This is a genomic window from Micromonospora sp. WMMD735 (assembly GCF_049178995.1).
Lineage (GTDB): Bacteria > Actinomycetota > Actinomycetes > Mycobacteriales > Micromonosporaceae > Micromonospora > Micromonospora wenchangensis.
Map to the genome: position 1 here is coordinate 2053365 of NZ_JBMHMJ010000002.1, position 18916 is coordinate 2072280.

Sequence of the window (18916 nt, forward strand, 5' to 3'; positions counted from 1 at the left end):
TACGTCATGCGAGACAGCATCTCGCTACACGATGCTGCTACTCGGCCATGGCAACTGTCAAGAGCAGGGCAGACTCCGGCACCGGGTTACTCGCTGTTAATACGAACGCAACACGCAACGGTTGCTTCGCCGGTCACGATCCCCTGCATCCGACGTGGCCCGGCCGATCCGCCCGACCCCGATCGCCGGCCCTCGGACGCGGCCCGCGCATCCCGTCGCCGGCCGCCGGCCCCCGCACCGGGCCGCGCCGTCCCGTCGCACCGCCAGCCGGTGTCACCCCTTCCGGAGGATGTCATGCTCCAGCCGCACGATGGCCCGATCGGTGGAACCCACTACCTGCCGAGCACCCCCGACACCTGCCTGTGGGGCCGGTTGCCCGACCGGCGGCACGAACCCGTGCTCCGGGTCGGCTCCGGCGAGACCGTGACCATCGACACGCTCAGCCACGAGGGCATCCTGGAGGACCAGGGCCGCGACCCGGTCGGCTTCCTCAAGCAGTTCGACGTGCCCAGCGACCGGGTGCTCACCGACGCCCGGGACCTGGCCGCCTCCGACGTGGCCCACGACTACGACGCCGACGGCCCGCACGTGGTCACCGGCCCGATCGCGGTGGCCGGGGCCGAACCCGGCGACCTGCTCCGGATCGAGGTGCTCGACCTGCTGATCCGCGCCCCGTACGGCTTCATCAGCAGCCGGCACGGCTACGGCGCGCTGCCCGGGGAGTACCCGCTCACCCCCACCGACACCGGCCCGGACGGCGACGGTCCCCGGGAGTACGGCACCGTCAGCCACTTCACCGAGGTGATCCACCACGGCGGCCGGCTGTTCGGCACCCTGCCGTACGGCGACGGCCGGGCGGCCCGCTTCCCGCTCGCCCCCTTCCTGGGGTTGATGGGCGTCGCCGTGGACACCGACGAGCCGGTCCACTCGGTGCCGCCCGGCGCGTTCGGCGGCAACCTCGACATCAACGAGTTGCAGGTCGGCTCGGCTCTCTACCTGCCGGTACAACTGCCCGGGGCGGGCTTCTACGCCGGTGACCCGCACTACGCCCAGGGCGACGGCGAGGTGGCGCTGACCGCCCTGGAGGCACCGCTGCGGGCCACCCTGCGGCTGTCGGTGATCCCCCGGGCACAGGCCGGTGGCCTGCTCGGGGCCGTCGACGGGCCGTTCGGCGAGACCGCCACCCACTGGCTGCCGGTCGGCCTGCACAGCGACCTCGACGAGGCGATGCGGCGGGCCGTCCGGGCCGCCGTCGACTTCCTCGTCCGCACCCAGGGCATGCCCCCGCAGACCGCGCTGGCCTACCTGAGCGCCGCCGCCGACTTCGAGGTGAGCCAGGTCGTCGACGGGGTGAAGGGCATCCACTGTCTGATCCGCAAGGCCGACTTCCCCGCCCACTTCTGACCGACGACGCGTCCCGGCCCGGGGCGATGTGCCGCGCGGGCCGGGGCGGGCGGCAGCCGGGCGGCGCACCGACGCGCGCAGGGGTCGCCGCCACGCCGCTGCCCCCGACCGGGACGGGCCGGGGGCAGCGGGCGCAGCCGGCCGGAGCCGGGCCGCGCCGTCGCCGACAGGCAGCAGGCGACGGGCGGCAGGTTGGCACGCTGCGGCGGCAGCCGGACCGGGCAGGGACGCGCCGGCCGGCGTGGCAGGGCGGGGTTCAGGCGGCCGTGGGCACCTCGACGCGACGGGGTGCGGCCTCCATCGCCCCGGGCCGGGTGACCGTCACCGCTGCCGCCCGGCTCGCCCACCGGGCCGCCTCGTCGATCGCCGCGCCGTCGAGCAGCGCGTCGGCCAGCGCGGCGCAGAAGGTGTCCCCGGCGCCTGTCGCGTCGACCGCGTCGACCCGCTCCGCCGGGATCAGCCACTGCCGGTCGGTGGTCACCACCAGCGCGCCGTCACCGCCGAGGGTCACCACCACCGGCCCCCGGGTGCCCAGCGACCGGGCCATCGCGGCCAGCCCCTCCACCCCGGCGTCCGTCGGCGGCGCACCGGCCAGGGCGGCCAACTCACCCCGGTTGGGCACCAGCACGTCGACCCGGGCCAGGGTCGCCGGGTCGACCGGGCGGGCCGGTGCCGGGTTGAGCACCACCAGCCCCTCGGCCAGCCGGACCGCCTCGGCCACCACCGCCGCGTCGACCTCCTGTTGCAGCAGCACCGCCCGCGCCGACCCGAGCAGGTCACGCAGCGGGCCGAGATGCTCGGCGGCGAGCCACATGTTCGCCCCCGAGCTGACCGCGATGGTGCTGTCGCCGTCGGCGGTGACCAGCACGATCGCCTGCCCGGTGGGCCGGGGGGCGCGCAGCACCGCCTCGGTGGCCACCCCCTCGGCGGCGATCAGCCCGAGCAGCCAGTCGCCGTCGGCGTCGATGCCGACCGCGCCGACCATCGCCACCCGGCGACCCAGCCGGGCGGCGGCGACGGCCTGGTTGGCGCCCTTGCCGCCGCCGGCCCGCCGGTGGTCGGCCGCGCCGAGCACGGTCTGCCCGGGGGCGGGCAGCTCGTGCAGCGGCACCACCACGTCCACGTTGAGGCTGCCCACCACCACGATGTCGGTCATCGCCGGTCAGCCCTGCCCGGGGCGCCAGGCGTGCGGCAGGAAGTCCGCCCGGGGCGGGGCGAAGACGTCCACGTTGATGCACGGGCCCTCGGTCGGTTCGATGTAGTGCTCCGCGCCGCGCGGCACCAGCAGCATCGAGCCCGGCCCCATCGGGTGCGGCACGCCGTCGACGTAGTAGTTGCACCGGCCGCCGAGGATCAGCACCAGCTGGTCGAAGTCGTCGTGGTGGTGCGGGTTGAGGTCCATCCCGACAGCCAGTTCGTGCCAGGCGAAGAGGACCTCGTCGGTGGCGTACACCTTGCGGCGCACCCCGGGCCGGACGTCGGTGGCCGGGATGTCGTCCCAGTTGACCGAGGTGCGGTAGAGCTGCGGGTTGAGCATGTGAACGCGTCCCTTCTCGGGCGGGTCAGAGGGGTGCGGCGAGCCGACGCAGGCCGGTGCCGAGCAGGTGCAGGTCCGAGCCGACGACGAGGTAGCGCGCGTCGGTCAGGCCACAGCGGTCCAGCGCCGCGGCGGACCGCTCGGGCACCCAGCCGCCGAGGTGGGTCCCGGTCGTGCGGGCCGCGGCGGCGATGTCCCCGGTGCGCCGCAACAGCGGCCCCGGGTCGTCGGTGGTCGAAAGGCCCAGGCTCACCGCCAGGTCGGTGGTCCCGACGAAGCCCACGTCCACCCCGGCCAGCAGGGCGGGCAGCGGGTCGTCGGTGGTCGCCGTCTCGATCTGGGCCACCAGTACGGGCGGGTGCCCGGCCTCGGCCGCGAGGTACCGGTCCAGGCCGTCGCCGCCGTACCCGGCCGACGGGTGCGCCAGGCTGATGCTGCGCCGCCCGTGCGGGGCGTACCGGCTGGCCGAGCGCAGCGCCTCGACGTCGGCCCGGCGGCGCACGGTCGACAACTGGATCCCGACGGCCCCGGCCTCCAGCAGCCGGTTGACCTGGCCGGGGTCGACGGCCGGCACCCGCACCAGCGCCGGCAGGCCGGCCAGGGCGGCGAGCCGGAGCTGGTCGGTGGCGGTCCGCTCGTCCAGGCCGGAGTGCTCCAGGTCGATCACGACGAAGTCGAGTCCCGAGCGGGCGGCCAGGGCGATCACGTCGGCCCCGGGGAGCTTAACGAAGGTGCCGGCGAGCTGCCCACCGGCGCGCAGCGCCGCCCGCAGCCGGGCGCGGTGGCCGTGCACCCCGGCCGGCGGGGTCGGCCCGACGGACGTCGGCGGCGTCTGCCCGACGGGTGTCGACGGGGTCTGCCCGACGGGTGTCGACGGGGTCTGCCCGACGGAGGTCGACGGGGTCGGCTGCGCCGGCCCCGGCTCGCCGGACACCGGCCCGACGGCGGACATCAGGGCCTCACGCCCCGGTGGCGGGCAGCCCGCGCCACGGCACGGTCGGCACCTGCTCGCCGCCGAGCAGCACCACGGCCGGGTCCAGCCGGGGTGCGGTGATCGTGTTGCCGGCGGCGTCGGGCAGCACCGCCTCCTCGGCCTCGGCCAGCACGGTGACGTGCGCCGGGCCGCCCTCGACCAGGGTGCCGTAGCCCTCGGCGTCCAGACCGGTCAGCCGGGCCGGCGCGGTCGTCACCCGGGGCACGAGCTGCTCCAGGGTCATCCCCATCGCCCGCAGCTTGGCCATGCTGGTGACCAGGTCGAACACCGGGCCGCGCCAGTTGCGGGCGCTGGTGTCGGAGGTGACCACGTCGGGCAGGAAGCCCTGCTCGATCGCCGGGCGGGCGACGGCGAAGCTGAGGTTGCTCTTGCCGTGGGCGGATTCGAACAGCACCCCGCGCTCGCGGGCGGCGTGGACCTCGGGCAGCACGGCGCCGTCGTTGAGGATGCCGTACGGCTTGCCGGTGTAGCAGTGCGCCACCACGTCGCCGGGGCGCAGCAGCGGCAGGATCACCGGCAGCGGCTCCGGCGTCTCCCCGATGTGGATCATCAGCGGCAGACCGGCCTCGCCGGCGAGGGCCAGGGAACGCTTGAGCAGCGGACGCCAGTCCAGCCCGACGACGTCCTCGGAGAGCCGGATCTTGAAGCCGCGGACCCGGTGCGGGTTCGCCTCGGCCACCGCCAGGGCGTCCTCGGGGACCAGCGTGCCGGGGTTGATCAGCTCACCGAACCGGAAGTCGATCAGGCCGAGGACCGAGACGTTGAGGAAGTTCACCAGCCGCATCCGGGCCGGCGCGGCGACGTACTTCTCGAACGCGGCGAAGGTGGACGCGCCGACGGTGCCGGCGTCGCAGGCGGCGACGACGCCCCGGTGCAGGTGCGCCTCGTCCGGCGGCGCGCCGACCTTGGAGACCTCGGCGAAGATGTGGGTGTGCGCCTCGACCAGGCCGGGCAGCACGTACTGCCCGGCGCAGTCGATCACCCGGTCGGCGGCGGCGGCGAGGTCGGGCGCGATCCGGGCCACCCGGTCGCCGGTCACCGCGACGTCGGCGACCCGGCTTGCTCCGGTCTGACCGTCGAACACCTGGCCACCGGCCAGCACCAGGTCGTACCGCTCGGAATTCTCACTCATGACATCGGGCTCTCTGTGCGAAGCGAGTGGGTCGACGCGTCGACGGCGGCCGGCGCGGGGTGGTCCGGGCTCTCGGCACGGAACCGGGTACGCAGGGGCAGCACCCCGGCGACGGTGACCTCCACCTGGTCGCCGGGGCTCAGGAAGCAACCCCGGTCCTGGCCGGTGCCGGTCGGGGTGCCGGTGAGCACCACGTCGCCCGGCTCCAGCACCACGTACCGGGTGATCCAGGCGAGCAGGTCGGGCACCGGGAAGATCAGGTCGGCGGTGCTGGCCTGCTGGCGCAGCTCGCCGTTGACGGTGGTGCGGACGCCGATGGCGTCGCGGTCGGCGACCGCGCCCAGGCCGAGCACGGAGGCGCCCAGGGCACCGAACCCGGGGAAGCTCTTGGCCAGGGTGGGGTTGCCCGTGGCGGCCATCACGTCCCGGGCGGTCAGGTCGTTGGCGGCCGTGACGGCGGCCAGGTGCGCCCAGACCCGCTCGGCCGGGGTGTGGTGCATCCGCGCGCCGACGACCAGGGCGACCTCGCCCTCGTAGTCGGGCTGGCTGCTCACCGAGCCGGGCAGCGGCACGGTGTCCCCCGGGCCGGAGCCGGCGCTTGGCGACTTCAGGTAGAGCACCGGCTGGGTGGGCAGGGCCCGGCCGGTGGTCCGGGCCTTGCAGTGGTAGTTCAGCCCGACGCCCCACACCGCGCGGGTGCTCGCCATCGGTGGGCGCAGGTCGCCGACGAGGGTCTCCAGCGGCAGCCGGCGGCGGACCCGGGCCTCGGTGGCGGGGGCGAGCCCCCGGCCGGCGCGCAGCAGGGCGGGCACGTCCGGGGCGGGCAGGTCGAGCAGTTCGACGTCGTCGCCGGTGATCCGGCCCAGCCCGTACCGGGTGACGACGAGGTGCGCGTCGGTGGGCGCGGGGGCGGTCATGCGGCGTCCGAGGAGTGGCCGGGGACGGTGCCGAGCGCCGGGTTGACCAGCGGGGCCAGGTTGTTGACGGCGGCGGCGGCCTCACCGAAGCCGACCGAGATCAGCCGTACCTTGCCGTCGTAGTCGGTGATGTCACCGGCGGCGAAGACCCGGGGCAGGTTGGTGCGCATCGACCGGTCCACGGCGACGTAGCGGCGGCGCATCTCCAGCCCCCAGCGTTCCATCGCGCTCAGGTCGGCGATGAAACCGAGCGCGGCGACCACCGCCTGGGCGGGCAGGGTCTGCCGGCCCTCGCCGCGCACCTCGGTCAGGTGTACGGCCTCGACGTGCTGTTCCCCGTCGATCCCGCTGACCTCGTACGGGGTGAGCACCCGCACGGTCGACTCGTGCAGCTGGGTGACGCTGCGTTCGTGGGCGCGGAACTGCGGGCGGCGGTGCACCAGGGTGACGCTGCTGGCGTACGGCTCCAGGGCCAGCGCCCAGTCGACGGCGGAGTCGCCGCCGCCGACCACCACGACCTCCTGCCCGGCGAGTTCCTCCAGCCGGGGGACGAAGTAGCGCAGGCCCCGGCCGAGGTGGTCGCTGCCGACGGGCAGTTCGCGGGGGGTGAAGGTGCCGATGCCGGCGGTCAGCAGCACGGCCGCCGCCCGGACCTGGGTGCCGGTGTCGGTGCCGATCAGCACGTGGTCCTCGGCGCAGGTCAGCTCGGTCGCGCTCTGCCCGAGCAGGAACGTCGGCTTGGCGGTGGCGGCCTGGGTGAGCAGGGCGTCGACGAGTTCCTGACCCCGCACGGCGGGCAGCCCGGCGATGTCGTAGATCGCCTTCTCGGGGTAGAGGGCGGCGATCTGCCCGCCGGCCTCCGGCAGCGAGTCGATCACCGCCACGCTCATCCCCCGGAAACCGGCGTAGTAGGTGGCGTAGAGGCCGGCCGGGCCGGCGCCGATGATCGCGAGATCGACCTCGTGCCGCTCGGCCATCAGCTGGCGCTTTCCGCGATGGCCGGGTGGTCGTGGCCGACCCGGCCGATCTTGCGGGCGCCGCCCGGGGTGCCGATCTCGGTGAAGAACTCCGCGTTGATCGGGCCGAACCGGGCGCGGTCGGCGGGGAGGTCGTCGAGGTGGAAGATCGAGGTGACCGGGCAGACCGGCTCGCAGCGCCCGCAGTCGACGCACTCGTCGGGGTTGATGTACATCATCCGGTCGCCCTCGTAGATGCAGTCCACCGGGCATTCCTCGACGCAGGACCGATCCTGTACGTCCACACATTCGTCGGTGACCACGTAGGTCATCGGTCCTCCTGCGGTTTGGTCGGCCGGCCGCATCCGCGCCGCAGCGGCAGGTCCGGGCGCACTGGCCGATCCGGGGTGCCGGGCCCGTTCCGCGACGTCGCCGGATGCGGGGCGATGTCGTTTGGTGTCAGGCCACGCTAGAGACCCGGCCCAGAGTATGTCAACATACGAGACGTCATCTTGAATGAAGTCACGCTGGCGAGAGGGAGCGGATGGACGACGAGGTACCGGCGCCCCTGCGCCACGCCGCCGCGCGGGCGGTCGACGAGGCCACCCTGGTCGACGCCCTGGCCGCGCTCACCGCCCAGCCCAGCCCGTACGGTCGGGAGCGGGCCACCGCGCACCGGGTCGCCGACTGGGCCACCGGTCGCTGGCCGGAGCTGCCCTGGCGGGTCGACCCGCTGGAGCGCACGGCGACCACGCCCGACAGCGCCAACCTGGTCGGCGGCTCCGACCTGGGCGACCGCCCCGAACTGCTGATCTACTCGCACCTGGACACCTCACTGACCGGCGGAACCGACTTCGACGCCCCGATCACCGGCCGGCACTCCCCCGCCCCCGCGCTGGAACTGTCCGGCCCCGGCGGCGAGGTGGTCAGCGGCTTCGGCCTGTCGGTGGCGCGGGCGGCGGCAGCCGCCGCCCTGGTCGGCTACGCCGCCGCCGCCGAGGCCCTGCGGGCCGCCGACCGGCCGCACCGGCTGACCCTGCTGCTCGCCGCCACCGGCACCCACCGCGACGACCCCGCCGCCGGGCCGCAGGACGGCGTCGCGCCGGCCCCCACCACCGGCGGGGTCCTGCACCACCTGCGCGGGCGGCCCCGACCGGCCGCCGCGATCGTGGCCAAGACCAGCCCGCCGGGCATCCTCACCGCCGAACCGGGAGCGATGTTCCTGCGGGTACGGCTGTCCAGCGGCTTCCACCCCGCACTGTTCCGGGAGACCGCCACACCCCCCGGCGGGCTGCTCGCCCACCTCGGCGTGGTCGTCGAGGCGCTGGAGGAGTTCCGCCGGGCCCATCTGGCCCGGCGGGCCGACCCGGACGCCCTGGTCGGGGCGGAACTGGGCCTCGGGGCGGTCCGCGCCGGCCAGCCCGGCAAGCCCGACCTGCTGCCCGGGGTGGTCGACCTGCACCTCTACCTGACCACGGTGCCCGGCGACGACCCGACGCAGATCACCGACGCGCTGCGGGCCACCCTCACCCGGCGACTGCGTGACACCCCGCTGGCCGACTGCGGGCTGGCGGTGGCCGGCCATCCGGCGCACCCGGCCGCGGCCACCCCGCCCACCGCGCCGATCTGCCGGCACGCCGACGCCGCCTGGCTCGCCGCGTACGGCCGGCCGCCGGTGCCGCTGCGCGGGTGGACCGGGTCGACCGACGGGGTGGTGCTGCGCGCCCGGGGGGTGCCCACCGTACGGCTGGGCCCGCCGGCGTTACCGCCCGATCCGGCCGACCCGCGACGGGAACGGTACGCCCTGTCGGAACTGGTGCGTTTCGCCCGGTTGTACGCGGACATCGCGCTGCGCCACCAGCAGGCATCGACAGGCTGACGTGTCATATGCCATGATACTGTCTCACTCTGCGCACAAAGGAATCCAGATGGCGGACGATGCCCCTTCGCCGGTCAAGAGCGCTGACCCCAGCTCACCGGCGATCCAGACCGTGCAGCGCGCGGCGGTCATCCTCAACGCGTTCACGGCGGCACGTCCGCGCCTGAGCCTCAACGAACTCACCGCCAGCCTCGGCACCAGCAAGGCCACCGCGCACCGCTACACCAAGGCGCTGCGGGAGAGCAACCTGCTGCGCTACGACGAGCGGGAGGGACTCTACTCCCTCGGCCCGCAGATCCTGACCCTCTCCGCCGCCGCCCGCGCGGCGATGCCGGTGATCAGCATCGCCGGCCCGCGCATGCAACAGCTCGTCCGCGAGATCGACGAGACGGTGGTGCTCAGCGTCTGGGACGGCGACACCGCCGTGGTGGTCCGCGCCGACGACAACACCGACCGGGTGATCCGGGTCAGCGTGCGGACCGGCTCCCGGCTGTCGCGCACCGAATCCGCCCAGGGTCGGGTGTTCTGCGCGTTCCTCCCCGAGGCCGACGTCCCGGGGCTGGCCGCCGAGATCGCCGCCTCCGCAGAGCTGCGCCGGGAGGTCGAGAAGATCCGGCGGACCGGCATCTCGGCCAACACGCCCTCGGCCAACGGGGTCCGCAGCATCGCCGCGCCGATCTTCCGGGGCAGCACCCTGATCGCCGCGATGGCCATCGTCGGCACCACGACCTCGGTCCCCGAGGGCACCGACAGCCCGCTCGCCATCGCCCTGCAACGCGTCGCCGCCCTGGTCACCGCCGAGCTGGGCAGCGGCGGCAACGGCCACCACCCGCACCTCAACGGCAACGGTCACCACTGACGGCGGGCCGCCGGGGCGTCAGCCCGCGCCGAGCGCCTCGGACAACTCCCGGGCCACCAACCGCAGGCTGTCCGCCGCGGCGGCCTCCACCGCGCCGGACAGCGCCGTGCTGGTGCCCAGCACGGCCAGGGCGGCCACCACCTGGGTCCGCTCGAACACCGGCGCGGCCAGCACGCGTACCCCGAAATCCTCCGGGGAGTTGACCGCGAAACCGTCCCGGCGGACCTGCTCGACGACGGCCCGCAGGCCCGCCGACAGCCGCAACTGGCGGGCCACCGCGGGCGCCTCGGCGGCCGACAGGTAGGCGCAGAAGACCCGGCCCTGCGCCGAGCGGAGCAGATCCAACGGCGAACCGGTGCGCACACTGAGCCGCACGTCACCGCTGGTGTTGTCCATGCAGCGGACCACCGTCGGCGCCTCACCGTTCCAGACACTGAGCACCGAGGTCTGGTTGGTCAGCCGGGTGAGCCGGTCCAGGTGCGGCTCGGCGGCGGTGACGATGGGCAGCGCCGCGCGGGCGGCGGCCTCCATCGCCAGCACCTGCGGACCCAGCGTGTAGGTGGCGGTGGCCGTGTCGAAGCGCAGCAGGTTGGCCGCGCGCAGCGCGCGGGCGTACCGGTGCGCGGTGGCCCGGCTGATGGCCAGGTCGGCGGTCAGCTCGGCCAGGGTGAGCCGGGGCCGCTCCACGGAGAACGCCTGGAGGATCGTGGCGGCCCGCTGCACGGTCTGGATCGCCGGCGCGTCACCTGCCGACTCGTCGACTCCGCCCGTCACCGCGCCACCTCGCACTCGCCGTCCGCCGAAAGGCGAACTCTACCGAGCACGGGCCGGATCCGGCGACACGGACACCACCGCACGCCGGATCCGGAAGCCGGCTACGCCGGGCCGCCCGCCCCCGAACCGGGGACGGGCGGCGGTTCGGGTGCTCCCGCGAGCTGACGGTGGACCTCGCCGCTGTCCCAGTAGTCGACCCGGTGGGCGATCAGGCCGTCGGCGTCGACCCGGAACCGGAACACGCCACGGATGCGCACCGGGGCCCGGCCGGCCGAGGCCAGCCGGAACGACATCCGGTACGCCACCGCCGCCCGGTCGGCGTCGGCGAGCAGTTCCTCCACCTCGTAACGCAGGTCGACGAACTCGGCCAGGAAACCGTCGAGCCGGGCCCGGTAGCGGGCCCGGCCGACCACCGTCCGACCGAGGGCGGCGGTGTGCTCGTTGACGAAGTCGACGCTCACGCAGCCGGCCACGGCATCGGCGTCGTGGGCGTTCAGCGCCGCCAGGTACCGCTGCACGGCGGCGCGGGTGGACGCTGCGGTCAGCTCCCCCACCGACGCCGCACGGTGTCGAAGACCTGCTGGTCGTGGGAGATCTCGATGACGTTGCCGTCGGGGTCCTTGAGCGCGCAGATGTAGCCGACCGGCGGCGGCATCTGACGCGGCTCCCAGTGCAGGCAACCCAGCTCACGGGCCCGCCCGGCGATCTCGTCGACGTCCGACCGCTGCGGCACCTCGATGCCGATGTGCGCGAACGGGTGCAGCAGGCCGAGCTGGCCGCCCTTGTCCTTGTTGAAGGAGACGAGCACCAGCACGAACGGGGTCTCGACCTGCTTGTCGTTGGAGAGCCAGACGCTCTCGCCGTCGGCGTCGGCGAACCGCTCCACGACCACCAGCGGGGTGAGCGTGGTGTAGAACGAGATCGCCTTGTCGAGGTCGCCGGTAGGCAACGCCACATGCGTCCATCGGGCTTGGGTCAGGCCGGTCGCCACTGTTACCTCCACCGTACCGAAATGTCCATCGCTATCGCGTCCACCAGCCTATTCACTGTTCGGCGGCCGGGTCGATGTGCCGGGGACACAAAGCCGGCACGCCGGGTTCGACGCGCCGGGACGGTGCCGGCGGCCGGCCCGCGTGCCAGCGTGGGGGCACATCGCGTACGGGAGGACGATCGGATCATGCAGTACCGCAGACTGGGCGGGACCGGCGTCGAGGTGAGCACCCTCTGCCTGGGCACCATGATGTTCGGCGCCTGGGGCAACACCGACGAGCAGGAGTGCCACCGGATCGTCGCCGAGGCGCTCGACGCCGGGATCAACCTGGTCGACACCGCCGACGTGTACGCCCACGGCGAGTCCGAGGAGATCCTCGGCCGGGCGCTGCGCGGCCGGCGCGACGACGTCGTGCTGGCCACCAAGTTCCACGAGCCGATGGGGGACGACCGCAACCGCCGGGGCAACTCCCGCCGCTGGATCAGGCAGGCGGTCGAGGGCAGCCTGCGCCGGCTGGGCACCGACTGGATCGACCTCTACCAGGTGCACCGCCCCGACCCGCTCACCGACGTCGACGAGACCCTCGGCGCGCTGACCGACCTGGTCCGGGAGGGCAAGGTCCGGATGATCGGCACCTCGGCGTTCCCCGCCGAGCAGATCGTCGAGGCACAGTGGGTGGCCGAACGCCGGCAGCGGGAACGCTTCACCACCGAACAGCTCGGCTACTCGGTCCTGACCCGGGGCGTCGAGGCCGCCGCCCTGCCCACCAGCGCCCGGTACCGGCTCGGCGTGCTGGTGTTCAGCCCGCTCAACGGCGGCTGGCTGACCGGCAAGTACCGGTCGACTGCCGTACCGGCGGACTCCCGCGCCGGGCGCAACGGCGACCACTTCGACTTCCGCGACGCCGCCGCCCGGGACCGCAAGCTCGCCCTGGTCGACGGGCTGGCCACCCTCGCCGACGAGAGCGGCCTGACGCTGATCGACCTGGCGCTCGGGTTCGTGCTGAGCCACCCGGCGGTCACCAGCGCCATCATCGGCCCGCGTACCCTCGCCCAGTTGCGCAGCCAACTACCCGCCGGGGAGCCGGCCGGGCTGCCGGCCGACGTGCTCGACCGGATCGACGAGCTGGTCCGGCCGGGCCACGACGTCAACCCGGCCGACGCCGGCTACCGGCTGCCCGCCCTGACCGACCCCACCCTCCGCCGCCGCCCCTGAGGTCGACCGTCGGCGGCCGTCGTTGGCGCTCGTTGGCGCTGTTGTGCCGGTGTGGCGGTATCGGAGCGCTCTGATACCGCCACACCGGCACAACAGCGCCTAATGGTGGCGCGGTCGTGGTCAGGTCACCCGGAGGGTGGCGGCGAGGTGGATGATCGTGGCGGGGGCGTACGGGTCGCGGACCAGCCGGGCGAGGAGCGCGCGGGCCGCGGGCCGCAGGCGTACCTCGCAGGGAGCGGTACGCTCGGCCGCGACCAGGACCCGGCAGGCGTTGCCCGGATCACCGGCGTCCAGGTAGGCGCGGGCGGCGTCGAGCAGGTGCCCGGCGCGGTGTTCCGCGGGTAGCCACCGCCAGCCGTCGCGGGCGGTGGTCTTCTCGTGCCAGGCCACCGCTTCTCCCGCCTCGCCCAGGTCGAGGGCGGCGGTGACCCGGGCCAGATCCACCGCCACCGCTCCGAACCCGGTCCGGTGGTGGTCGTGGCCGTCGCCGACCTGGGCGGCCATGTCGGCGGCCTCGTCGAGCAACGCAGCCGTGGCGCGGTCGTCGCCGTCGCGGGCGGCGGCCAACGCCGCCTGCACGACGAGCGTCCCGCACAGCGACAACTCCGGGGCGGACGCAGCGCCGGGGTCGGGCGGGGCGATCCGGTACGCGGCGGCCAGCGCCGTCGACCGGGCCACCCGTGCCCGCCCCGACGCCCGCAACACCTGACTGAGCTGCACGGTCGCGGCGGCAACCGGCATCACCTCACCGACTGCGGCGGTCATCGCCCGATCGGCGGCCAACCACGCCAGATCCACCTCACCGAGCTTGACCAGCAGCGCTGCGGCAAGCCGGTACACCTCCACCAGCACCGGCCGGCCCCCGACCGGATCACCGGCACGGGCACGCTGCGCGCCACCCACCAACCCCGGGAGCATCCCGGTCACCTGCGGATAGCGGGCATGCTGGAAGGCGACCCACGCGTGGGCGACGTCCCGCCCCAGACGATCCGCCGGCACGACCCGGCCCGGCGCTGACGGCCTTCCCACCACGACGTCGTACGTCGACAGGGCTTCCCGGATCTGCGCGACCCCCTCGACCGGACCGGACACGTCCGCTGCCTGGAGGTCCCGGCCGAGCAGCACACCCGGGTCGATGCGCAGGACAGCGGCGATGTCCTGGAGCGTGGACACCTTGTCCAGCGTCCGGACACCCCGCTCGACCTTGTCCACCCAACTCTTCGACTTACCCAACCGATCGGCGAACATCTGCTGCGACAACCCACGCCGCCCCCGCCAGTGCGCCACCCGCCGACCGACCGGCAACAACTCACCGCCCGCCACGACGCCACCGCCGATCCGGCACCGCCCGCGTCGTCTCCTCCACCGGAATCCGCTCCGCCTCAGCCTGCGCGAGCAACCGCCGCCGCGCCGCCTCCCGCTCGACCGCCTGAATCCGCTCACCCCGGCTCTCACCCGGATCACGTTCTTCGTCGCCCACCTACGTCCCCTTCGCAAGGACGCGACGGCGTACCGAGAGGCCACCACCGCCGCGCCCGGGTCACAGGGACGGTTCCGCCCCCGTGCCGGGAGACGTGGCGAGCAGGCGAAGCCGCACCACCCACCACATCCCGTGCCGGAGAAGCTACGCAAGGTCACGATGGGGAACGGGTAGGGTTCCTACCCTCGGTCTACGGGACGAGTCCGACCTTCACCGCGAGGTCACGGGCCTCGTCTCGGGTGGACCGTGGACCATCGAGCAGGTCCAGGGTGATCTGGCGGGCGTACCCGTTGAAGCGGATCGTCTCCGGCGCTGACTCGTAAGCCTGCCGGAGCGTCACCACGGTCGTCTCCCTGTCGGCCTTCCCGTAGTACGCCCGGGCGACCTCGATCAGGTGCCGCGCCCGGCGTGGCCTCGACGGAATCGCCGCCGCCTCATGTCGGCGCGCCTGCCGCACCGCCTCACCGGATTTCTGCAACTCCACGGCCACGGTCACCGCATGAGCGCCCATGACGACCCGGGAGAACGACGTCTGCGGCTGGTAATAACCCTCGGGCAGGCGCTGCGCCACCCGGTCCGCCCGATCCCAGTGCCGCCACGCCCGGCCTTCCTCTCCCGCCCGAGCGGCGGTGTACGCGGCCTCGAAGTTCAGCGCTCCCCACAGGGCCAGCAGACCAGTTCCTCCCTCGGCTACCCGCGATTCCAGAGCCGACATGACGTCCAGCGTCACCACCATCGCGGTATCCCAATCGCCGGTATCGCGGTGCACCTGCCCCAGGAACCATCCCGCACGGGCGATCGCCTCGGAGTCACCCGACTCCTGTGCCGCCACCATCGCCCGATCCGCGACCCGCCAGATCAGCTCCGCAGCCGGCTGGTAGGCGAGGAACATCTGCACCAGTCCGAGCGTCTCGGCCAACAACGCCTGTGCCTGTCGCCGTTGCGCCCCTTCGCACACCAGAGCGGCGTGCTGCACATCCCGCAGCAGCCCAGGCAGCAACGCACCCAGCACCGTCCGGTGATCGGATGCCTGATGACGCGCCCGCCACGCCGCCGCGAGCCGGTCCCGCAGGCTGGACAACGACTCAGCCGGGGCGTCCGGGAGGACCACGAAGCGGTTCACCGCGTCCCGCACCGACGCCAGCGCCGGATGCTCGGGACCGTTGACAACCGCTGACCGGTTGCCCAATTCGCCAGCGAGGACAGAGACGTCGATCTTGAGGGCACGAGCGATCCGATCCAGCATGTGAATGCGCGGCGGCAGGATGCGATCGGTCTCCACCGCCTTGACCCACTCGGCGCTCCGGCCGACCAGCCCACCGAGTACCGCGCGGGTTTTTCCGGAGCGCTCCCGGTAGACCTTCAACCGCTGCCCGAACGTCAACTCCGGCAAGGAATCCACCCTGACCTCCTCGTCAGTGCAGGATGCACCGCCGACCAACCGGCCGCCGTCACGCCAACGCTACCGACCATCCCGCCACCGCATAACCCCTTGTTCCACGCCGAGACGTCGCCCGCCGGCCTTCGGGTAACAGCTCGGATCGATCCAATTTCGCCGATGTTGGGGGGTCGAAGTCACTTTGATACCGCCACATCGGCGAAATTGCGGAAAGCGTCGACGGGGCGTCCCCGCGACCCGGCGGAAAGCGTCGACGGGGCGTCCCCGCGACCCGGCGAAAGGCGTCGACGGGGCGGTCAGATCCAGCCCTGTTCCCAGGCGATCGCGGCGGCGTCGGTGCGGGAACCGACGTTCAGTTTCGCCATCGCGGCCGAGATGTGGTTGCGGACGGTGCCGTGGGCGAGGCCGAGCTGCCGCGCGATGTGCTTGGTGGGCAGGCCGTCGCGGGTCAGCCGCAGCACGTCGATCTCGCGCGGCGTCAACGGGCTCTCCTGCTCGGTGAGCGCCGACGCGGCCAGGCGCGCGTCGACGTAGCGCTCCCCGGCGGCCACCGACCGGATGATCCTGGCCAGCTCCGCCGCCGGGGTGGACTTCGGCACGAAGCCGTGCACCCCGGCGTTCAGCGCCCGCTTCAGGGTGCCCGGCCGGGCGTGCCGGGTGACGATGACCACCTGCGTCGCGACGAGCCGCAGCAGCCGGCGGGCGGCGTCGACCCCGTCGAGTCCGGGCATTTCGAGGTCGAGCAGGGTCAGGTCGGGTCGGTGGGCGACGGCGGCGGCGACGGCGGCCTCGCCGTCGGCGACGTCCGCGACGACCTCGATGTCGGCCTCCAGGGAGAGCAGCGCCACGAGCGCGCCCCGGATGAGTTCCTCGTCGTCGGCGATCACGATCCGGATCACCGGCCGGTCCCCCGTCGTCTTCCCGGCGCGGTGGGCTCCGGTGGGGCAGGCCCTGCGGCATCCGGCGCGGGAATGCGGACGACCAGCACGAACGTTTCCCCCTCGCGGGTGGTCTCGACAGTTCCGCGCTGGGCCGCGACGCGGTCGGCGAGGCCGGCCAGGCCCGTGCCGTCACCGCGCGGCACCCCGGCGGCGTCGTTGGTGACGGTCAGCCGGTACTCCACCGCGTCGGCCCCGGGGTGCGCGGGGTCGGGGGTGCCGACGCGGACGAGTTCGATGGTGGCCTCGGTCGCCCTGCTGTGCCGCAGCACGTTCGTCACCGCCTCCCTGATCGCGACGGCGAACACCGCGCCGAGAGCGACGGGCAGGTCCGGCGTGTCGATGCGTGCCGTGCAGCGGATGCCGGCGGACCGCAGCACCGCCGCCGCGTTGCGCGCCTCCGTCGCCACGGTGACGGTGCGGTAGTCGTTCACCACGGCGCGGGTGTCGTCGAGGGCCACCCGCGCGATCCGGCGGATCTCGGCGATCTCCCGACCGGCCCGCCCGGGCTGGCCGGTCAGCAGGCGCTCCGCCAGCTCACTCTTCAACGCGATCACCTGGAGGTGGTGGCCCTGGATGTCGTGCAGGTCGGCGGCGAACCGGAGCCGCTCCCGCGCCACCGCCAGGTCGGAGGCGAGCCGGCGGGCGTGTTCCAGCCGCAGCACCACCTGCTGCACCCAGACCGCGCTCAGCGGCAGCAGCGTGAACACCGCGACGGTGCCGAGCACGATGGCGTCGGCTGCCGCGTCGGGCGGCGGCCCGACGCGCGACGGGGCCAGCACGCCGACCAGGCCGCCGAAACCGATCACGGCCCAGGAGCCGAGGATCACCGTCGCCCGCCACCGGCCCCGGACCAGACAACTGAGCACCCCGCCCGCCATCGCCAGGGTGAACGCCCACCCCCAGCCGGCGAACGGCGGCACGACGGCCAGCACCCACACCGCGCCGGACAGTGCCAGCAGCACCAGGACGAGCGGATGGCCGGGCGGCACCTCGTCGGGGCCCCGCAGCAGCAGGGGAATCGCGGCGAGCCCGGCCAGGACGGCGGCGGTCGTCGCGACCAGCAGGACGACCGTCCGGGGGCCGCTTGCCACCCCCACGCCGAGCAGCACCTGCACGACGCCACCGATCAGCATGCCCAGCCCCAGCGAGAGCACCGTGAACAGGCGCATCGCCCGCAGGTCGGCGGCCACTCGCGGCGCACCCTGCCAGGTGTCCGTCACCGGCTCAGCGTAGCGACCGGGCCGCCAGGAAAGCCCTGGTCCGCTGGGCGATCTCCGGCGACAGGGTGTGGTGCAGGTAGTGGTCGCCCTCCAGGGTGACCACCTGACCGGTGTCGACGCTCGCCGCCTGCTGCTCGTGCAGGGCGACCCAGTCCGCCACGTCATGGTCCTCCGACCGGACGAACAGCAGGACCGGCAGCCCCTTCGGGAAGGTCTTCCCGCTGACCGCGGCGAAGTTCGCCGGGGCGTGCTCCATCTCGTTCACCATGGTCGGGGCGGCCGTGTTCTTCGCGGTGAGCATCCGCAACTGTTCCCGGGTCCGCTCGTCGTAGGGCAGGCCCGCGTACGGGTCGTCGGCGACCGCCGCCAGCGCCCGGGTGACGCCGAGCCTGCTCAGGCCGACGATCACGCCGGTGGGGATCGGGTCGTCCCAGCCGGGCTGGTCGGGGACGCTGCTGTCGATGCCGACGAAGGCGACGAGTTCGTCGGGGTAGCTGGCGGCGTAGGTCACCGCGTAGATGCCGGCGATCGAGTGGCCCATCAGCACGTACCGGTCGATGCCGAGGTGCCGTAGCGCCTCGTGCACCTCCCGGGTGATGTTCGCGGCGGTGCGGTCGGTGTCGGCGGGGTCGCTCAGGCCGGTGCCGAACGGTTCGACCGCGACGACCCGGTACGTGCGCTGGAGTTCCGTGATCAGCGGCTGGAAGTCGAGCGCGGGGGCGGCGGTGCCGAGGCCGGGCAGCAGCACGATCGTCTCGGCACCGCTGCCCGCGACCACCACGTTCATCCGTTTACCGTCCACGGGCACGGGTTGCCCGTACCGGGTGATCGAGGAGGCTTCCGAGCGCGTCGCCACGACGTTGACCACGGCGGTCGTCGCGAGCAGGAGCACCGGCACGGCGATCAGGACACCGAGGGTGGTGAGCACGACTCGCACGGGCTTTCGCATGGGTTCTTCTTTCGGATCGGCGGCGCATCCGGATCACTCCCGTGATGCCTGACCAGCCAATCAAGCGCGCGAGGCGCTGCGGAAGTGTCCCGCTGTCACGACCGATCGTGACAAAAAGTCATGGTATGCCCCGTGGGCCCCCGGGTTCTCGTGCGCAAACGAGATCCCCACGGCGGGCGGCTGCCGACCCGGGACCCACACGGCGCAGCGACCGCCACCGGAGGAGGGTGGCCGCTGCGCCGTGCGGGCGGACCGGAGTCGGGGAATCC

Annotated in this window: 20 protein-coding genes; 4 read left to right on the forward strand and 16 right to left on the reverse strand. The window is 73.7% G+C overall.

Annotation, left to right across the window (positions count from 1 at the left end):
- Positions 1–294 precede the first annotated feature (294 nt).
- Positions 295–1404: an acetamidase/formamidase family protein gene (locus ACN268_RS08895; RefSeq protein ID WP_421482659.1), complete on the forward strand. Its 1110-nt coding sequence runs from the start codon at positions 295–297 to the stop codon at positions 1402–1404.
- A 256-nt stretch (positions 1405–1660) separates the two neighbouring features.
- Here the strand turns inward: ACN268_RS08895 and ACN268_RS08900 are convergent, their stop codons facing one another.
- Genes ACN268_RS08900 through fdxA form a run of 7 tightly spaced genes read right to left on the reverse strand, consistent with a single transcriptional unit; the run spans position 1661 to position 7272 of the window.
- On the reverse strand, positions 1661–2560 hold the full coding sequence (locus ACN268_RS08900; protein ID WP_421482660.1) for a ribokinase: 900 nt from the start codon (positions 2558–2560) through the stop codon (positions 1661–1663).
- Positions 2561–2566: 6 nt separating this feature from the next.
- On the reverse strand, positions 2567–2941 hold the full coding sequence (locus tag ACN268_RS08905) for a cupin domain-containing protein (RefSeq protein WP_088647236.1): 375 nt from the start codon (positions 2939–2941) through the stop codon (positions 2567–2569).
- Between the two features lie 25 nt (positions 2942–2966).
- Entirely contained in the window at positions 2967–3893 is a 927-nt protein-coding gene (locus ACN268_RS08910; RefSeq protein WP_421482661.1) for an HpcH/HpaI aldolase family protein, read from the reverse strand.
- A 7-nt stretch (positions 3894–3900) separates the two neighbouring features.
- Positions 3901–5067, reverse strand: coding sequence for a hypothetical protein (locus ACN268_RS08915; RefSeq protein ID WP_421482663.1), 1167 nt, complete (start codon positions 5065–5067; stop codon positions 3901–3903).
- Positions 5064–5984 carry a fumarylacetoacetate hydrolase family protein gene (locus tag ACN268_RS08920; protein WP_421482664.1) on the reverse strand — a complete coding sequence of 307 codons (921 nt, stop codon included), beginning with the start codon at positions 5982–5984 and terminating at the stop codon, positions 5064–5066. The genes ACN268_RS08915 and ACN268_RS08920 overlap by 4 nt, the downstream gene beginning before the upstream one ends.
- Complete coding sequence (locus ACN268_RS08925; protein ID WP_421482665.1) at positions 5981–6961, reverse strand: NAD(P)/FAD-dependent oxidoreductase; 981 nt, start codon at positions 6959–6961, stop codon at positions 5981–5983. Before ACN268_RS08925 ends, ACN268_RS08920 begins: the two co-directional genes overlap by 4 nt.
- Entirely contained in the window at positions 6961–7272 is a 312-nt protein-coding gene (fdxA, locus tag ACN268_RS08930) for a ferredoxin (RefSeq protein WP_088647241.1), read from the reverse strand. Before fdxA ends, ACN268_RS08925 begins: the two co-directional genes overlap by 1 nt.
- 212 nt (positions 7273–7484) lie before the next feature.
- Here fdxA and ACN268_RS08935 point away from each other — a divergent pair, with 212 nt between their 5' ends.
- Together ACN268_RS08935 and ACN268_RS08940 are read left to right on the forward strand one after the other, a co-directional pair.
- Complete coding sequence (locus ACN268_RS08935; protein ID WP_421482666.1) at positions 7485–8819, forward strand: hypothetical protein; 1335 nt, start codon at positions 7485–7487, stop codon at positions 8817–8819.
- Between the two features lie 49 nt (positions 8820–8868).
- Positions 8869–9678, forward strand: a complete 810-nt coding sequence (locus tag ACN268_RS08940) for an IclR family transcriptional regulator (RefSeq protein WP_421482667.1) — start codon at positions 8869–8871, stop codon at positions 9676–9678.
- 18 nt (positions 9679–9696) lie between these two features.
- Here the strand turns inward: ACN268_RS08940 and ACN268_RS08945 are convergent, their stop codons facing one another.
- From ACN268_RS08945 to ACN268_RS08955, 3 genes are all read right to left on the reverse strand, one after another.
- On the reverse strand, positions 9697–10452 hold the full coding sequence (locus ACN268_RS08945; RefSeq protein ID WP_158224267.1) for an IclR family transcriptional regulator: 756 nt from the start codon (positions 10450–10452) through the stop codon (positions 9697–9699).
- Positions 10453–10553: 101 nt separating this feature from the next.
- Positions 10554–11006, reverse strand: a complete 453-nt coding sequence (locus ACN268_RS08950) for a nuclear transport factor 2 family protein (protein WP_245855058.1) — start codon at positions 11004–11006, stop codon at positions 10554–10556.
- Positions 10994–11455: a VOC family protein gene (locus ACN268_RS08955; RefSeq protein ID WP_067315529.1), complete on the reverse strand. Its 462-nt coding sequence runs from the start codon at positions 11453–11455 to the stop codon at positions 10994–10996. The genes ACN268_RS08950 and ACN268_RS08955 overlap by 13 nt, the downstream gene beginning before the upstream one ends.
- A gap of 174 nt (positions 11456–11629) precedes the next feature.
- On the opposite strand from ACN268_RS08955, the gene ACN268_RS08960 reads away from it, so the two are divergent.
- Positions 11630–12658, forward strand: a complete 1029-nt coding sequence (locus ACN268_RS08960; RefSeq protein WP_421482668.1) for an aldo/keto reductase — start codon at positions 11630–11632, stop codon at positions 12656–12658.
- A gap of 120 nt (positions 12659–12778) precedes the next feature.
- On the opposite strand, the gene ACN268_RS08965 is transcribed toward ACN268_RS08960, so the two are convergent.
- From ACN268_RS08965 to ACN268_RS08990, 6 genes are all read right to left on the reverse strand, one after another.
- Positions 12779–13981, reverse strand: coding sequence for a helix-turn-helix domain-containing protein (locus ACN268_RS08965; protein WP_421482670.1), 1203 nt, complete (start codon positions 13979–13981; stop codon positions 12779–12781).
- On the reverse strand, positions 13968–14138 hold the full coding sequence (locus ACN268_RS08970) for a hypothetical protein (protein WP_232378610.1): 171 nt from the start codon (positions 14136–14138) through the stop codon (positions 13968–13970). The genes ACN268_RS08965 and ACN268_RS08970 overlap by 14 nt, the downstream gene beginning before the upstream one ends.
- A gap of 190 nt (positions 14139–14328) precedes the next feature.
- On the reverse strand, positions 14329–15540 hold the full coding sequence (locus ACN268_RS08975; RefSeq protein ID WP_421482672.1) for a helix-turn-helix domain-containing protein: 1212 nt from the start codon (positions 15538–15540) through the stop codon (positions 14329–14331).
- A gap of 293 nt (positions 15541–15833) precedes the next feature.
- Positions 15834–16436, reverse strand: a complete 603-nt coding sequence (locus ACN268_RS08980; protein ID WP_421482673.1) for a response regulator transcription factor — start codon at positions 16434–16436, stop codon at positions 15834–15836.
- On the reverse strand, positions 16433–17698 hold the full coding sequence (locus ACN268_RS08985; RefSeq protein ID WP_421482674.1) for a sensor histidine kinase: 1266 nt from the start codon (positions 17696–17698) through the stop codon (positions 16433–16435). Before ACN268_RS08985 ends, ACN268_RS08980 begins: the two co-directional genes overlap by 4 nt.
- A gap of 4 nt (positions 17699–17702) precedes the next feature.
- Entirely contained in the window at positions 17703–18647 is a 945-nt protein-coding gene (locus ACN268_RS08990; protein WP_421482675.1) for an alpha/beta fold hydrolase, read from the reverse strand.
- Positions 18648–18916 lie beyond the last annotated feature (269 nt).

Excerpts from the sequence above, each read along its gene's own strand:
- ACN268_RS08905 (WP_088647236.1), bottom strand. The coding sequence starts at position 2,941 with ATGCTCAACCCGCAGCTCTACCGCACCTCGGTCAACTGGGACGACATC.
- ACN268_RS08895 (WP_421482659.1), top strand. The coding sequence starts at position 295 with ATGCTCCAGCCGCACGATGGCCCGATCGGTGGAACCCACTACCTGCCG.
- ACN268_RS08910 (WP_421482661.1), bottom strand. The coding sequence starts at position 3,893 with ATGTCCGCCGTCGGGCCGGTGTCCGGCGAGCCGGGGCCGGCGCAGCCG.
- ACN268_RS08920 (WP_421482664.1), bottom strand. The coding sequence starts at position 5,984 with ATGACCGCCCCCGCGCCCACCGACGCGCACCTCGTCGTCACCCGGTAC.
- ACN268_RS08900 (WP_421482660.1), bottom strand. The coding sequence starts at position 2,560 with ATGACCGACATCGTGGTGGTGGGCAGCCTCAACGTGGACGTGGTGGTG.
- ACN268_RS08960 (WP_421482668.1), top strand. The coding sequence starts at position 11,630 with ATGCAGTACCGCAGACTGGGCGGGACCGGCGTCGAGGTGAGCACCCTC.
- ACN268_RS08915 (WP_421482663.1), bottom strand. The coding sequence starts at position 5,067 with ATGAGTGAGAATTCCGAGCGGTACGACCTGGTGCTGGCCGGTGGCCAG.
- ACN268_RS08935 (WP_421482666.1), top strand. The coding sequence starts at position 7,485 with ATGGACGACGAGGTACCGGCGCCCCTGCGCCACGCCGCCGCGCGGGCG.
- ACN268_RS08990 (WP_421482675.1), bottom strand. The coding sequence starts at position 18,647 with ATGCGAAAGCCCGTGCGAGTCGTGCTCACCACCCTCGGTGTCCTGATC.
- ACN268_RS08940 (WP_421482667.1), top strand. The coding sequence starts at position 8,869 with ATGGCGGACGATGCCCCTTCGCCGGTCAAGAGCGCTGACCCCAGCTCA.
- fdxA (WP_088647241.1), bottom strand. The coding sequence starts at position 7,272 with ATGACCTACGTGGTCACCGACGAATGTGTGGACGTACAGGATCGGTCC.
- ACN268_RS08925 (WP_421482665.1), bottom strand. The coding sequence starts at position 6,961 with ATGGCCGAGCGGCACGAGGTCGATCTCGCGATCATCGGCGCCGGCCCG.